Source organism: Pseudomonas sp. NBRC 111127 (assembly GCF_001320345.1).
Classification (GTDB): Bacteria; Pseudomonadota; Gammaproteobacteria; order Pseudomonadales; family Pseudomonadaceae; genus Aquipseudomonas; species Aquipseudomonas juntendi.
Genome location: NZ_BCBD01000018.1, coordinates 1 through 15,349 on the forward strand (window position 1 = coordinate 1; position 15,349 = coordinate 15,349).

Genomic DNA, 15,349 nt, shown 5'->3' on the forward strand with positions numbered 1-15,349 from the left:
GTACTGGCTGCGGCATCGGCAGCCTTGTGGTAACCCGTCTGTTGCGCGGTCCCTGTGGGAGATCACACAGCCCTACGGGCTGCGCTGTCGCACAGAGAACTCGATTCGTAACCGCGACGCGGCCTGTGTGGGAGCGGGCGTGCCCGCGAAGCAGGCGACGCGGTGGCAGGCACCGGCTACGCCGGTGTTCGCGGGCACGCCCGCTCCCACAAAGCCCCCGCTAAATCAATAAGTTATGTACTGTTCTATGAGAGCTGGCTTGCCGGCGATGGGCTGCAAAGCAGCCCAATGGCTGCCACCAGGGCTTGACTGACGGGCATTACCCGGCTGCCGCGCTTACAGGAAGGTGAATACCTGCGCTGCCGGCAAGCGCGACTTGCCCAGGCCGGCATTGAAGTCGGCCTCACTGCGATAGCCCAGGCAGAGCATCACCACGCTGGTGAACCCCCGCTCGCGCAAGCCCAGTTCGGCATCCAGCAGCTTGCTGTCGAAACCTTCAATGGGCGTGGCATCCAGCCCCAGCGCCGCAGCACCCAGCAACGCCGTGCCCAGGGCCAGGTAGGTCTGTTTCTCCATCCAGTGCTGCACGTCCTTCAGATCGAAGCGGTGCAGGTCAACGTAGTGACGGCGGCTCTGGTTTTGCGCCGCGCGCGCCTGGTCGTCCCGGAAGCGCCCGTCGGCGGCCTCCTGGTCCAGCACGCTGTCCAGGTGCGCTTCCGTCATTTCGGTACGGGTGCAGAACACGATCACGTGCGAAGCATCGAGCAGCTTCGGTGTGTTGTAGGCGAAGCCCTGTGAGGTGCTCTTGGCCAGGCGGGCCTTGCCTTCGGCGCCGTCGGCGACGATGAAGTGCCAGGGCTGGGAATTGACCGAGGACGGGCTGTGGCGCAGTTGCTCGAGCAAGGCATCGACCGTGGCCTGGGGAATACGGCGTGAGGCATCGTAGGCTTTGGTGGTGTAACGGCGCTTGGCCAACGAGACGGTATCCATGCAACGACTCCAGGTATGAGCAGTGAATTTGCCGCTCATCTTATCTTTCCTGCAGAAAAGAAAAACCGGCACAATGCAGCAACACTTTCGGCCCTGGAGTGAAAATGCTGCGCATCGCAGACCTTGAGCTGTTCGCCCGTAGCAGCGTGCTGGGCAGCTTCACCGCCGCTGCCCACGAAGCGGGCTTGCTGCCTGGCCAGGTGGCTGCGGCCATCAAGCGCCTGGAGCGCGACCTGGACGTGCGTCTGTTCGCCCGCACTACCCGCAGCCTGCGCCTGACCGCAGAGGGCGAGCGCTACCTGCCGACCGCACTGAATGTGCTGGAGAGCCTGCGCCAGGGCCACGAAGACCTGCATGGCAACCCTGACACCCTGCGCGGTACGCTGCAGGTGTCGGCGCCCTCCGACATGGGCCGCAACATGCTGTTGCCATGGCTCAGCGCCTTCCGCCGCGAGCACCCGGCGTTGCAGGTGCGCTTCTTTCTCTCTGACCAGATCGCCGACCTCAACCGTGACCCGGTAGACGTGGCCATCCGCTATGGCCACAACCAGGACGCCAACTACATCGCCCTGCCGCTGGCTGCCTGGAACCGCCGGGTGCTGGTCGCCTCGCCCGACTACCTGGCCCGGCACGGCCGCCCACTCACCCCCGATGCGCTGCAGCAGCATGCATGCCTGTTGTACATGCAGCACAACCGGGTGTACGACAAATGGCAACTGGGCAACCGCACCGTGCAGGTGCGCGGACCGCTGGTCAGCGACGACGCCGACGTCATCCGCCGTTTGGCCGTACAGGGTGAAGGTATCGTGTACAAGTCGTGGCTGGACGTCAGCGCCAACATTGCCACCGGCGAACTGGAGGTCGTTCTCCCCGGACTGCTCGGCGAATCGACCCCGGTCACGCTGGTTTGCCCGCATCGCAAACAGCTCACCCCGGCGGTAACCCAACTGCACCTGTGGCTACGCGAGCGCTTCGAGGCGCTGCGTGAACCGGCACTGGCCAGCGGCTGCACAATTGTTCCAGACTGAACTCAACCGTTACGCTAGGTTGGCGTTTTGAATCGGCGGCATGCCCCCATGAGCAACTGGATAGACTTCAAGCAGGACGCCGACACCGGCATCGAGTCGGTGCGGGCGCATTTTGTCGGGCATGCCTACGACCCGCACTGGCACGACAGCTTTCTGGTGGGCGTCACCGAACAGGGGGTGCAGCAGTTCAATTGCCGTCGGGTGCGCCACCGCAGCACACCCGGGCAGGTGTTCTTGCTCGAGCCTGGCGATATCCACGATGGCCTGGCCCCCACCGAGGAAGGCTTCACCTACTCCACGTTGTACCTGGACCCGCTCTGGCTCGACCAGCAATTGCGGTCGCTGTTCGAGCACGCGCCGGGCGGCAGCCTGCCGAGCTTTGCCGACACCCTTTGCCATGACCAACGTTTGGCAAGCGCTACCGCCCTCGCCTTCCGCGCGGTTCACGACCAGGACTTGCGCATCGTCCGGCAAACCGCCACCGACGAACTGCTTGCCCGCCTGACCTGCCACCTGCACTGGCGCCGGCGCATCAACCCCGACCCGCGCCTGCCGCTGAGCGCGCAGCGCGCGCGGGACTACCTGCATGCCAACCTGGAACGTGACATCGGCCTCGACGACCTGGCCCAGGCCTGCGGCATCGACCGTTTTCGCCTCACCCGGGCGTTCAAGGCCGCCTTCGGCATTGCCCCGCATGCCTACCTCATCCAGCTGCGCCTGACCCGGGCGCGGCGGCTGCTCGCCCAAGGCCAGAGCTCGGCGCAAGTGGCCGTGGCCTTGGGCTTTGCCGACCAGAGCCATTTGGGCCGCTGGTTTCGCCGTGCCTACCAGCTGACGCCGGCCGACTACCGCAGGCGCTGCTCAAACCTTCCAGACTGAACCGCTTGGCAACAGCGAGCATGGGGCTTTGATGCTCTGGAGCGTTCCCATGTCTCAGTCGATGCTGCCCTTCATCCTGTTTGCTTTGGTCGCCAGCCTCAGCCCGGGGCCAACCAACCTGTTGATCCTGGCGCACGGCGCCCGCCTGGGCGTACGGGCCAGCCTGTTGCCGATCCTGGCGGCCTGCTGCACGGCAGCGACGATTGTGCTGCTGGTGGGCCTGGGGCTGGGCGAGCTGTTGCTGCGCCACCCACTGGCACAGCAACTGATGAGCTGGGCCGGAGCGCTGTGGTTGAGCGGGCTGGCGTGGAAAATGCTGCGCAGTGCCGGAGCACCGCTGCACGCGGGTACGGCGCAAGGCTTCAGCGCCCTCAGCGCCGCCTTGCTGCAGGCGGTCAACCCTAAAGTGTGGTTGATGGCCGTGGCGGTGGTGGGGGTGTTTGCCGCCCCCAGGTTACCGGTATGGCAGCTGGCGTTGGTGTTCTGCCTGGTTGCCCTGCCGTGCATGGGGGCATGGGCGGTACTGGGGGCAGGCAGCGCCCGCTGGTTGCAGGCGCCGCAGCGGTTACGGGTGTTCAACCAACTGTTGGCGGGGCTTTTGCTGATTTCAGCATGGGCGGCTGTGCTGGCCTGACGCCCTCCCACCGGTTTGGGCTGCCGCGCAGCCCATCGCAGGGCCTGACCGGTCAGTGCGGTAATGCCTCTCGCAAGCGCCGGGCGCTGGCCACGGCCAGCAACAACCCGACCACCGCCACACTGCCACCCACCAGGCCGATGTACGCCACATCCAGCCGGCTGCTGACAATGCTGCCCAGCAGGGCCCCACCCCCGATGCCGATGTTGTAGATACCCGAGAACAGCGCCATGGCCACGTCGGTCGCATCAGACGCCAGCTTCAAGGTCCTGGACTGCAACGCCAGGCTGAAGCTGAGGATCGCTACCCCCCACAACATGCTCAGCACCGCGAACACGTAAAAGTTGCCTGACAGTGGTAATAGCAACAGCAGGCACGCCGCCAACACCCCCATCGAGCCCAACAGGAAACCCTGCGGGAAGCGGTCGCTGTAGCGGCTGAACAACACTGAACCCAGTACCCCTGCCCCCCCGAACAGCAACAGCAACAGCGTGGTGCGCTCGCCGCCGATCTGCGCCACGTGCAGAGCGAATGGCTCGATATAGCTGTACGCGGTGAATTGCGCAGTAATCACCAGGGTCACCAGCAGGTAGGTGATGACCAGCGCCGGGCGCCTGAACAGGACCGGCAGGCTGCGTAACGACCCGGAGTTCTGACTGGGCAGCAGCGGCAATGACTTCATCAGGCACACCATGGTCGCCAGCGCTACCACGGCAATGCTGAGGAAGGTGATGCGCCAGCCCAGTGCCTCGCCCACCACACGCCCGAGCGGGATGCCAAGCACCATGGCCAGGGTGGTGCCGGTGGCCAGCAGGCCCAACGCCTTGGCCTGCTGCCCGGGCGGCGCCACGCGCACCGCCAGCGAAGCGGTAATGGCCCAGAACACTGCATGCGCCAGGGCAATGCCGATGCGACTGACCAGCAGCATGGCGAAGCTTTGCGACAGCCAGGACAACAAGTGGCTGACGATGAACACCATGAACACCAACAACAGCAAGCGCCGCCGTTCGATGTTGCGGGTCAGCAGCATCATCGGCAGAGACGCCAGCGCAACCACCCAGGCATAGATGGTCAGCATCAGGCCGACCTGGGCAGTGCTCATGTCGAAGCTGCCGCCAATGTCACTGAGCAGCGCCACCGGAACGAATTCGGTGGTATTGAAAATGAAGGCCGCCAGGGCCAAGGCGATGACGCTAAGCCAACTGCCGCTGCCCGTGCCGGGTGGCAGGTGGCTGGGTACAGGTCCGTTCATTGTAGAAAGAGAGTCTCCGTGAAAAAGCAACAGGTCGCGCGCCAGGGCCCCCGTTTACGGGGTTGCCGACGTACGCATTGTCATGAATAGGAATGCCGGCATGGTACGCGTCACACCCGGGGCCAACAACCGCAAGTCGGGCATAAGGAGTACCATGCCCACTTGAAGTGAAACACGTTGCAGCAAGGAGCCCGATCCACTCATGGACAAGCAGTACCCCCAGCAGCAATGGCAGCAGGCGGTCATCGCCTATGCCCAGGCCGTCAACGACTACGTCGCACAAGGCCGCGCCCAAGGCTGGGACAATCTTCAAGAGCCACAAGTGCCCGCGACCGACCACCTGCTCGACGCCTGGCTGGCAGCCTTACAGGCAGCCAACCGCCCGGGCTGCAGTGAGCAGCAACGCCAAGCCTTCCGCCAAGCCTGGCCGCCTGCCCACCAACCGCTGGTGCCGTTGCTCGATGAGCATGGCCAGGGCATCAGCAATGTCCTGCTGCTGGGCGACGGTAGCCTGCTGGCGCGCATCGGCATGCCGCACGAAAAAGGCCAGGTGCTGCGTATCGATCACCATGGGGTCACCCCGGTGATCGGCGTCGAGTACTTCGGCCGCTGCCCGGCCCGTCGCTACTTTGCCCTGGGCAATGCCGAAGGCGTCCGGGTGACCGCTGGCTGGGGCGGCCCACAGGTACAGCGCCTGGCCTGGCCGACCGGCCTGGAAGGGTTGCCGGCCGGCTACCCGTTCGAGCCGTTCGACCTGCCACCCGCGCCCACCGCATTGATCCCTTTCCCGGACGGCCAACGCGTGCTGCTGGTCAGTGCCGATGGCACCTTCGTGTTGGCCAGCGACGGCGCAACCCGCCTGCTGCCCCACCAGGCGCGGGTACTCGACGCCCTGGCCGAAGGCACCGAGCCGGAGGACATCAGCCTCGGGCTGAGCATGGAGCACGGCGCGGTGTCGGCCGATGGCCGCTGGGTCGTGGTGGGTGAGCAAAGCAGCCGGCACCTGGTGCTGGACGACCGGCTCAGGTTGGTGGCCGAGATTGGTCCCGGCAGCGAATACCCGCATTTCGCGCTGTTCAACCAGCGGGGTGACCAGTTGCTCCTCAACGCCTGTCACTTCTACAGCGGTGCCACGCTGGCGGTACGGGTAGCCGACCTGCCGGGGCTGCGCACCGATTACTACAGCCAGGACCCGCGCACCCCACTGGTGCAGGATGGCGCGCGTGTCTATGCCGGGGTGGCTCGCGCTGGCGAATACATCATCGGTGATGCCTACGGCTACCTGCGGGCCTTTGGCGAAGATGGCCAGGAGCATTGGCAGCACTACCTGGGCTCGACCATCAGCGCCATGGACATCAGCGCCGACGGGCGTACCCTGGTGGCCGCCAGCCATGCCGGGATTGTGGCGGAGATTGCCCTCGACAGCGGCCGGCCGGCGTGGCAGATCGGTACCGGCGCGCATGGGGAGGTGCGCCGGTGGCTGTTCTGGAAGGGCTGGGACAAACCGCTGGCCTGGTAGCCGAGCCTGCCCCGGCCAGCGCCGGCCCTTCGCGGCTTGCCCGCCCAGCGGCCGACGCAGGCCCCGATCAGGCCTGCAGCGTGGCCATGTCGATCACGAACCGGTATTTCACGTCACCGGCGATCATGCGCTCGTACGCCTGGTTGATATTGCGGATGTCCAGCATCTCGATATCGCAACGGATATCGTGTTCGGCGCAGAAGTCCAGCACTTCCTGGGTCTCGGCGATACCACCAATCAACGACCCCGCCAGCACCCGACGCTTCATGACCAGGTTGGCCGCATGCACGGCCGGGTCGATCGGCTCGATCAGGCCGACCAGAATGTGCACCCCGTCGAACTTCAGCGTTTCCAGGTACGGGTTCAGGTCGTGCTGCACCGGAATGGTATCGAGCAGGAAATCGAAACGGTCGGCCGCAGCGCGCATCTGCTCGGCATCGGTGGACACGATCACATGGTCGGCGCCCTGGCGCCGCGCTTCTTCGGCCTTGGCCTGGGAGCGGGTGAACAAGGTCACTTCTGCGCCCAGCGCCTTGGCCAGCTTGATGCCCATGTGGCCCAGCCCGCCCATGCCCAGGATGCCGACCTTGTGCCCTGGGCCGACACCGTGGTGCTTGAGCGGCGAATAGGTGGTGATACCGGCGCACAGGATCGGCGCGGCGCTGGACAGGTCCATGCCGGCCGGAATGCGCAGCACGAAGTGCTCGCTGACCACGATGCTGCTGGAGTAGCCGCCCATGGTGTTGCTGCCGTCGACCCGGTCCGGGGTGGCGTAGGTCATGGTCGGGCCCTGCTGGCAGTATTGCTCCAGGTCCTTGGCGCACGCCTCGCAGTGGCGGCAGGAGTCGACCATGCAACCCACGCCTACCAGGTCACCTACCTTGTAGGCGGTGACCTGTTCGCCCGTGGCGGTGACGCGGCCGATGATTTCGTGGCCAGGCATCAGCGGGTAGACGGCAATGCCCCATTCGTTGCGCGCCTGGTGGATGTCGGAGTGGCACACGCCACAGTACAGGATCTCGATGGCGACATCGTCCGGGCGCGGGCTGCGGCGCTCGAAGGTCATGGGCGCCAGGGGGCTGGTAGGGGTTTGGGCGGCGTAACCGATGGCGGTATACATGCTGGACCTCGCTGTAGAATGAAACGATTCAGTGGGGCAATTGTGCCCACCATTCGCCCTCGCGCCCACGGCTGATTCTCCGGCATGCATGCCTGATTCTCCGAACCTGCCTTTGTGCTACTGGCGCGATACCGTCAATCTGCGATCATTAGGCTGTCTGATCCTCTGCCCTGGTTCATCATGCAACTGACCCGCCACGTCGATGCCAATGCGCCCCTCTGCGCCCTGATCCGCTGCCTGGCCACGCGCCCGGGCTTCGTGCCTACGCACCTGCCACAGGTGCAAGTACTGAGCTGGGACCACTATGTCGCCAGCAGCCCGCAGATCTACGAGCCCAGCCTGATGATCCTGGCCCAGGGCAGCAAGCTGGCGCGCCTGGGTCCACGCACCCTTGAGTACGGTGCCGGCCACTACCTGGTGCAGGCGTTGTCGGTGCCCTTCATGTGTGAAACCTTCGCCACCCGCGAGGCGCCGTTGTTGGGCGTGGCGGTGGACATCGACCGTGGCGTGTTGGGTGAACTGGTACAAAGCATGGACCTGGCGCCAGACCCTGCCGTGCAGGCGCAAACACCGCAATCGATGACTTCCGCAGCACTGGATGCGCCCATGCGCGACAGTGTGGAGCGCCTGCTGCAGTGCCTGCAGGACCCACTGGATGCCAAAGTTCTGGGCCCGGCGAGGGTGCGTGAAGTACTCTACACCGCGCTGCGCGGCCCGCAGGCTGGGGTGTTGCGGGCGCTGGTGGAACAACAAGGGCACTTTGCCCGTATCGGCGCCGCCCTCGCCCACTTGCGCGAGCACTATAGCGAGCCCCTGAGCGTGGAGGCGCTCGCGGCGCGGGCCAACATGAGTGTTTCGACCTTTCACGAACACTTCAAGCGCTGCACCGACATGGCGCCCATGCAATACCTCAAACGCCTGCGGTTGCTCAAGGCCCAGCAAATGCTGATCGGCGAAGGCCTGGGTGTAGCCCAGACGGCGCACCGGGTGGGCTACCAGAGCACGTCGCAGTTCAGCCGCGAATACAAGCGCCAGTTCGAACGCAGCCCAGGGGATGAACTGCCTTACCAGAGCTTGCCGGTTTGACTGAAGGGCGGCGGGCAGTCACCAGGCGTGGCACTTGAGGGCGCCAGTGGCCATTGCGCCAACGGCCAGTAGGCGCCCTTGCGCGATTCATACAACGTGAAGTGCGGGGCGCCGAGGAAAAACGCCGGCGCACTGCCGGCCTCTGGCAAATCGCCGCGATAATCCCTGGCAAGCGTCAGGTGCGGGCGGTAGTCGCGCTTGTCAGCTTGCCCGGCAAAAGGCAGCAGCGCCTGCTGCAGGCCGTACACCAGGCGCATCAGCGCTGCTGGTACCTGCTGCGCCTCCAGTACCAGGGCGCTGGAGCGCTGCCACACCTGCAAGCGGTCAAGTGTCAACCGGGGTACCCTGCCCGGCAGCGCCAGTTGATCGACCGCCGCACAGATCGCCGGCACCAGGGCGGCATCCACATCGCCCAGGAACAGCAACGTGACATGAAAGTTGGCGGCCGGCACCGGTTTGCCGCTGCGCAGGTTCAGGCCGCGACGGAACTGGGCCAGAGCGCGGCGCTGGACATCGCTGACCGGCAAGGCGAAAAACAGCCGTTTGAACGGGCTGCCGCTGGGGCGTACATCATGGACCATGGTGACTCCTGGGCATGAAACGTTTGCGCACGACTGTAGGGCATTACACCAATGTCGGCCCACGGTTTCGTAACAATAAGTACAAACTGCCCACATGATTGTTTATGCTGGCGGGCTTATGCCATGGCGCATGGCCTTATTTTCGACAAGTAACCGTCCATGAAAATTGCACTCGTCCTCCTCTTCGTTCTCTCGATCGCGTACGTTCACCTGCGCGGTCGGGTCCGTCACAAGCTGACCCGCCAACTGGGCGATCACTCCAGCTTTCTGGCCCCGATCAACAGTTTTCTGTACCTGTTTTCAAAACACCCGGCCAAACCGTACCTGCCCGTCGAGGCCTTTCCCGAACTGAAACCGCTGCAGGAGCACTGGCAGGAAATTCGCGAAGAAGGCCGGCAACTGCTGCAGGTAGGCGAAATCAAGAAGTCCGACAACTACGACGACGTGGGCTTCAACTCGTTCTTCAAAACCGGCTGGAAGCGCTTTTACCTGAAGTGGTACGGCGAAAGCCACCCGTCGGCGATGGCCCTGTGCCCACGCACCACCGAACTGCTGCAAGGCATCGGCACGGTCAAGGCGGCCATGTTCGCCACCCTGCCACCGGGGGCCAAGCTGGTGCGCCACCGTGACCCGTATGCCGGCTCCTACCGCTACCACCTGGGCCTGGACACACCGAACGACGACGCCTGCTACATCGATGTAGACGGCGAGAAATACTCTTGGCGCGACGGTGAAGGGGTAGTTTTCGATGAAACCTACATCCACTACGCGGCCAACAATACCGAGCACAACCGCATCATTCTGTTCTGCGATGTCGAACGCCCGCTCAAGTACCGCTGGGCCAGCGCGTTCAACCGCTGGTTCAGCCGCAATGTCATGGCGGCTGCCGCAGCCCCCAACACCGCCGGAGACAAGACCGGCGGCATCAACCGGCTGTTCACCCGGATCTACAAGATCCGGGAACGCGGCAAGGCGCTGAAAAAGCGCAATCGCACGCGCTACTACCTGGAGAAGTGGGCGGTGGTGGCAGCGTTGCTGCTGGTGTTCATCTACATCTGAGCCCGTGTGTTGCCAGCGGCCTGTGCAGATGGTGCAGCCAAAGGCATGACTGGGCATGCACCAAAGTACAAGCCGCACGTTCGCCACGCTTCGACTAGCCTGAAAGCTCCATTCGCAACCACCCCAAGGTGACGACGATGAGCATGATGGACTGGGATGCCTACCGAAAGCAGTTGATGGCCGGCATCGGCGATCTGAAGCAACTTTCCCCCGACACCGTGGCCGGCTACATGACCGCCAGCGGCGCCGGGGCCAAAACCGGTCATCTGGACGCCAAGACCCGCGAACTGATCTCCCTGGCCGTGGCGGTAACCACCCGTTGCGACGGCTGTATCGCCGTGCATTCGCAGCAAGCGGTGAAGCATGGCGCCACCCGTGAGGAGATTGCCGAGGCGTTGGGTGTGGCGGTGGCGATGAACGCGGGTGCCGCGCTGGTCTACTCGGCCAGGGCCCTGGATGCAGTGGGCAAGGCCAACGGTTGAACCCGAACGGCGCCGCCCTTGCGCGACGGCGCCGTGCCCCGCAGACTGGGCGGCTCAACCCGCGCAGGAACCCGCATGATCCACATCCGCCCCATGACGGCCGAAGACTTCGAGCGCTTCTGGCCCACTTTCCAGGCCACTGTCCAGGCCTGCGAAACCTATGCCTACGACCCGGCCCTGAGCTTCGAACAGGCCCGCCACCTGTGGCTGGAGCTGCCTTTGCGCACCATGCTGGCCGAAGAAGAGGGTCAACTGCTGGGCTCGTACTACCTCAAGCCCAATGCGGCAGGACCCGGTGCGCATGTCGGCAATTGCGGCTACATGGTCTGCGCCCAAGCGCGCGGGCGCGGCGTGGCCAGATTGATGTGCGAGCACTCGCAGAAACTGGCGCGCCAGGAAGGCTTTCTGGCCCTGCAGTTCAACTCGGTGGTGGCCACCAATGAAGTGGCAGTCGCCCTGTGGCACAAGCTGGGGTTCGAAACGGTTGGCCGGCTGCCCAAGGCCTATCGCCATGCCCGGCTGGGGCTGGTGGACTGCCTGGTGATGTACAAGTGGCTGGCCGATGAGCCAGTGGCAGAGAAGCCGCCGCTGCTGATCGGGCGCAAGAATATCGAAGCCCGGGTTTCGCGGCGGCGTGGGCGCTGATCGTTCTTCACGATCTGCCTTGACGAAGGCACCGCCAGGTGCTCAGATGCGCGCCAGTTTCAGGTGCCCTACGCCGCCGCGCGCAGGGTGAAACGGGAAGCCGGTGCGTCGTGTTGATCACGACAAGTCCGGCGCTGCCCCCGCAACGGTAAGTGAGCGAACCCTTCGAGATACCACTGTGCTCAGGCATGGGAAGGTGAAGGTTTCATGCCCCTCGCAAGCCCGGAGACCGGCCTGAGGCTTCACTTGGCACCCCGCGGTGGGCGGGCGCAGGCCGGTATCCGTGCGCGCGCCTGCCTGTACGGAGCCCTCCTTTGCGTGTTTTCCACCGGGATCCATTCATTCCTGCAGCAGTGGAACGACATGTCCCGTATGTTCAAGCTTCACCCCCTGGCGGCCTGCCTGGCCGTCACGCTCCCGGCCCTGGCCGATGACCGCGGCCCGCAGCCCCTGGCATTGCCCTCCACGGCCATCACCGACACCCTCGACAGCCATGCCAGCGACTTGGCCACGCCGACCCAGGCCGGCTCGCGCCTGGGGCTCAGCGCCCTGGAAACGCCAGCCAGTACCAGCAGCATCAGCGCCGAGCAGATCCAGCAGCGCAACAACCTGACCGTGCAGGATGCCGTAACCCGCTCGCCAGGCATTACCTTCATCGGCTCCCCCGGCGACGGTGGCACCGGCCTGTCCGCCCGTGGCTTTGCCGGGCACGGCTCGGTCATGACCTTGTTCGATGGGGCCCGCCTGTTCACCGGAGCCGGCACCCAGACCTTCCCGGTCGACCCGTGGATGGTCGAACGTATCGATGTGCTTCGCGGCCCGGCATCGGTGCTCTACGGCGAAGGCGCCACCGGCGCGGTGGTCAACGTCATCCCGAAAAAACCGGTTGCCGGTACGGTGCGCAACCAGCTGCGGCTTGGGTATGGCAGCTGGGACCGCCAGCAACTCGGCCTGGACAGCGGTGGCATCCTCAGCGAGCGCCTGAGCTATCGCCTGACGCTGAACCAGCAAGCCGGCAATGGCTGGGTGGACCGCACCCTCTCACGCAGCCTGGCGCTCAGCGCGGCCCTGCGCTTCGATGCCAGTGACGACCTCAGCTTTACCCTGGCCCATGAGCGCGGTGCGGCGCAGCCTGCCAACTACTACGGGACGCCGCTGATCGACGGCCATTACCGCAGCAGCCTGCGCAAGAAAAACTACAACCTGCAGAACGACGTGCAGCGCTACCACGACCAGTGGACCCGCCTGACCACCGACTGGGCACTCAACGACCACCTCAGCGCCAGCAACCAGCTGTACTACATCAGTAGCCGCCGCCATTGGCGCAACGCCGAGCAGTATGAATGGGACGCCGGGCGCCAGCAGTTGCTGCGCGGCAGCTACCTGGAAATCAAGCACGACCAGGAGCAGTTCGGCGACCGCCAGACCTTCACCCTCGACCATTCGCTGTTCGGCCTGGCCAGCAGAACCGTGCTCGGCGCCGAGTACAACAAGGTGCGCTTCAACGTCGACAGCAACAGCCCCTACAACGACGTAGGCGGTGACTACATCGACCCGTGGCAGCCGCAGCCGGGCGTATTCCACAGCGGGTCGCCGCTGCGCCCGCAAAGCCTGTCCACCACCCATACCTTTGCCCTGTTCGGCGAAAACCGCCTGCAACTCACTGAGCGCCTCTCGCTGGTGACCGGGGTGCGCCGCGACCAGCACCACATCGACCGCGACAACCTGACCAATGCCAGCCGCAGCGACCGCAGCCTGCAAGGTGGCAACTGGCGTGCGGGGCTGGTGTATGCACTCAGTGACGCGCTGTCGCTGTATGGCCAGTACTCCACCAGCGAGGATGGAGTCAACAACCTGATAAGCCTCAGCCCCAACCAGATGCACTACGACCTCACCCAGGCGAAACAGACCGAGGTGGGCCTCAAGCAACGTTTCTGGGACGGGGATGGCGAATGGACCTTGGCGGCCTACCACATCGTCAAGCAGAAGCTGCTGGTAGACGACCCCCTCACGCACCAGCCCCAACAGGCTGGCCAGCAGACGTCGGATGGGCTGGAGGCAACCGTGGAACTGGCGCTGGCCCACCAGTGGCGGGTGTCTGCCAACGCAGCGCTGCTGCGCGCCCGGTATGACGCGTTTGACGAACAGGTGGGCGCAGCGGTGCAGGACCGTGCCGGCAACCGCCCGGCCAACGTGCCTCGGCGCACTGCCAACCTGTGGCTGAGCAAAGGTATTGGCCAGCAGATCGAGGTGGGGGTGGGCGCGCGCTATGTGGATGAACGTTACGCCGATAACGCCAATACCCAGAGCGCCCCAGGCTATACCGTGGTCGACGCCACGATCGGCTGGCAGGTTCTGCCGCAGGTGAAACTGGGGTTGCAGGTGAACAACCTGTTCGACCGCGAATATGTGCAGGCGGCGTTCAGCGGCCAGCAATGGCTGATGGGAACGCCACGCTCCTACTTTGCAACGCTGGACTACAGCTTCTGAAGTGAGCAGCCCGGGTTGGCGTAGCGCAGCTTCACCGCGACAAGCCAATCCGGCGCTGAGCAAAAAACCTACCCGTCCATGACCATATGGATATAACATAACATTTCATTCAGACTTTTTTTCACCAGCGACCCTCCATGACAAGCGCCAGCGCCAGCCCCACCCCCACCCAACTCAACCAGCGCCTGCAGAGCATCGACGCCCTGCGCGGTCTGGTAATCCTGTTCATGCTCCTGGACCACGTGCGCGAAACCTTCTTCCTGCACCGCCAGGTCAGCGACCCGATGGCCATCGATACCACCGAGCCGGCACTGTTCGCCAGCCGTACCCTGGCGCACCTGTGCGCGCCGGTGTTCGTGCTGCTGACCGGGCTCTCGGCCTGGCTGTATGGCGAAAAGCGCCAGGGCCGTGGCGATGTCGCGGCGTTCCTGTTCAAGCGCGGGCTGTTTCTGGTGGCGCTGGAGTTCACCCTGGTCAACTTTGCCTGGACGTTCCAGCTGCCGCCCACGGTGATCTACCTGCAGGTGATCTGGGCCATCGGCATCAGCATGCTCGCCCTGTCGTTGCTGGTGTGGCTGCCACGCCCGGCGCTGCTCGGCCTGAGTGCCGTCATCATTGCCGGGCATAACCTGCTCGACAGCCTGCACTTTGCCCCGGAGTCTGCCCTGCACGTGCCCTGGGCGATTCTGCATGACCGCGGCTGGCTGACGTTGTCCGACACGCTGCGGCTGCGCACGTCCTACCCGGTACTGCCGTGGATCGGGGTGATCGCCCTGGGCTACTGCCTTGGGCCATGGTTCGCCCGCGGCAGCCAGGCCGGGCCACGTCAGCGCTGCCTGCTGCTTGGCGGGCTGCTGGCGCTGCTGGGCTTTTTCGTGCTGCGCGTGTTCAACGGCTATGGCGAAGCCGCGTGGAGCAGCTACCCCACGTTCACACACACCCTGATGAGCTTCTTCAACCTCACCAAGTACCCGCCTTCGCTGTTGTTCCTGGCACTGACCCTGGGCTGCGGCCTGCTGTTGCTGCGCGCATTCGAGCGCGCCGGCCAGGCCCGCTGGATCAGCGCCCTGGCGGTGTTCGGTGCAGCGCCGATGTTCCTCTACCTGCTGCACCTGTATGTGCTGAAGCTGCTGTACCTGGCCTGCGTGGCGCTGTTCGGCAACAACCACGGCAGCTATTTCGGCTTCGACGGCGTCGCGGCGGTATGGTGCGTGGCGCTGTTGCTGGCGGCTTCGCTGTACCGGCCGGTGCACTGGTTCGCCCGGCTGAAACAGCGGCGGCGCGACATCCGCTGGCTGAAGTACTTCTGAAAAGCGTTTTCACCCGGCGGCGCGATGGTCTACCATGCGGGCCGCCGGTTTCCATCACGGAATCAATAGGGAATCCCCGGCCCGCCAACACGGGCCAAACGGAACTGCCCCCGCAACTGTAAGTGCCGAGCCTGCTCCATCGACGCCACTGGGTGTACTACCCGGGAAGGCCGGAGCCGGGCCGTGACGCACCAGTCAGGAGACCTGCCGGCCAACATTCACCAACCGGCGGGGTGCCCGGGATTGGCCATTGTGTTGCCTTTGCCGCTGGCAA

Annotated in this window: 14 protein-coding genes and 2 riboswitches; of the genes, 10 read left to right on the top strand and 4 right to left on the bottom strand. The window is 64.8% G+C overall.

Going from position 1 to position 15,349, the window contains the following annotated elements; all coding sequences use genetic code 11:
* Nucleotides 1-336 precede the first annotated feature (336 nt).
* Nucleotides 337-990 (bottom strand): oxygen-insensitive NAD(P)H-dependent nitroreductase NfsB, encoded by a 654-nt coding sequence (locus APH30_RS05525; protein ID WP_054911903.1) that lies wholly within the window; start codon nt 988-990, stop codon nt 337-339.
* Between the two features lie 104 nt (nt 991-1,094).
* Here APH30_RS05525 and APH30_RS05530 point away from each other — a divergent pair, with 104 nt between their 5' ends.
* From APH30_RS05530 to APH30_RS05540, 3 genes are read left to right on the top strand one after another with little or no spacing between them, the layout of a single operon-like run.
* Nucleotides 1,095-2,018 carry a LysR family transcriptional regulator gene (locus APH30_RS05530; protein WP_009683964.1) on the top strand — a complete coding sequence of 308 codons (924 nt, stop codon included), beginning with the start codon at nt 1,095-1,097 and terminating at the stop codon, nt 2,016-2,018.
* Between the two features lie 48 nt (nt 2,019-2,066).
* Nucleotides 2,067-2,897 carry an AraC family transcriptional regulator gene (locus APH30_RS05535; RefSeq protein WP_009683965.1) on the top strand — a complete coding sequence of 277 codons (831 nt, stop codon included), beginning with the start codon at nt 2,067-2,069 and terminating at the stop codon, nt 2,895-2,897.
* A 49-nt stretch (nt 2,898-2,946) separates the two neighbouring features.
* Nucleotides 2,947-3,531 carry a LysE family translocator gene (locus APH30_RS05540; protein ID WP_009683966.1) on the top strand — a complete coding sequence of 195 codons (585 nt, stop codon included), beginning with the start codon at nt 2,947-2,949 and terminating at the stop codon, nt 3,529-3,531.
* A 52-nt stretch (nt 3,532-3,583) separates the two neighbouring features.
* On the opposite strand, the gene APH30_RS05545 is transcribed toward APH30_RS05540, so the two are convergent.
* Entirely contained in the window at nt 3,584-4,783 is a 1,200-nt protein-coding gene (locus tag APH30_RS05545; RefSeq protein ID WP_054911904.1) for a sugar transporter, read from the bottom strand.
* Between the two features lie 202 nt (nt 4,784-4,985).
* Here APH30_RS05545 and APH30_RS05550 point away from each other — a divergent pair, with 202 nt between their 5' ends.
* On the top strand, nt 4,986-6,302 hold the full coding sequence (locus tag APH30_RS05550) for a hypothetical protein (protein WP_054911905.1): 1,317 nt from the start codon (nt 4,986-4,988) through the stop codon (nt 6,300-6,302).
* A gap of 67 nt (nt 6,303-6,369) precedes the next feature.
* Here APH30_RS05550 and calA read toward each other — a convergent pair whose 3' ends face one another.
* Complete coding sequence (gene calA, locus APH30_RS05555) at nt 6,370-7,422, bottom strand: vanillin reductase (RefSeq protein WP_054911906.1); 1,053 nt, start codon at nt 7,420-7,422, stop codon at nt 6,370-6,372.
* A 180-nt stretch (nt 7,423-7,602) separates the two neighbouring features.
* On the opposite strand from calA, the gene APH30_RS05560 reads away from it, so the two are divergent.
* Nucleotides 7,603-8,508 carry an AraC family transcriptional regulator gene (locus tag APH30_RS05560; RefSeq protein ID WP_029884985.1) on the top strand — a complete coding sequence of 302 codons (906 nt, stop codon included), beginning with the start codon at nt 7,603-7,605 and terminating at the stop codon, nt 8,506-8,508.
* Here the strand turns inward: APH30_RS05560 and thpR are convergent.
* On the bottom strand, nt 8,487-9,089 hold the full coding sequence (thpR, locus tag APH30_RS05565) for an RNA 2',3'-cyclic phosphodiesterase (RefSeq protein ID WP_054911907.1): 603 nt from the start codon (nt 9,087-9,089) through the stop codon (nt 8,487-8,489). The two genes, APH30_RS05560 and thpR, sit on opposite strands and share 22 nt — an antisense overlap.
* A gap of 159 nt (nt 9,090-9,248) precedes the next feature.
* Between thpR and lpxO the strand changes: the two genes are divergently transcribed.
* The 5 genes from lpxO to APH30_RS05590 all read left to right on the top strand — a co-directional run bounded on the left by lpxO (nt 9,249) and on the right by APH30_RS05590 (nt 15,075).
* Complete coding sequence (gene lpxO / locus APH30_RS05570; RefSeq protein ID WP_029884983.1) at nt 9,249-10,148, top strand: lipid A hydroxylase LpxO; 900 nt, start codon at nt 9,249-9,251, stop codon at nt 10,146-10,148.
* 137 nt (nt 10,149-10,285) lie between these two features.
* On the top strand, nt 10,286-10,630 hold the full coding sequence (locus APH30_RS05575) for a carboxymuconolactone decarboxylase family protein (protein WP_029884982.1): 345 nt from the start codon (nt 10,286-10,288) through the stop codon (nt 10,628-10,630).
* 75 nt (nt 10,631-10,705) lie between these two features.
* Nucleotides 10,706-11,275, top strand: coding sequence for a GNAT family N-acetyltransferase (locus tag APH30_RS05580; protein ID WP_054911908.1), 570 nt, complete (start codon nt 10,706-10,708; stop codon nt 11,273-11,275).
* A 44-nt stretch (nt 11,276-11,319) separates the two neighbouring features.
* Nucleotides 11,320-11,528, top strand: a riboswitch (cobalamin riboswitch).
* Between the two features lie 110 nt (nt 11,529-11,638).
* On the top strand, nt 11,639-13,765 hold the full coding sequence (locus APH30_RS05585) for a TonB-dependent siderophore receptor (RefSeq protein WP_054911923.1): 2,127 nt from the start codon (nt 11,639-11,641) through the stop codon (nt 13,763-13,765).
* A 137-nt stretch (nt 13,766-13,902) separates the two neighbouring features.
* Nucleotides 13,903-15,075 (top strand): DUF1624 domain-containing protein, encoded by a 1,173-nt coding sequence (locus tag APH30_RS05590; protein ID WP_054911909.1) that lies wholly within the window; start codon nt 13,903-13,905, stop codon nt 15,073-15,075.
* A 28-nt stretch (nt 15,076-15,103) separates the two neighbouring features.
* A riboswitch (cobalamin riboswitch) is annotated at nt 15,104-15,302 on the top strand.
* Nucleotides 15,303-15,349: the final 47 nt, after the last annotated feature.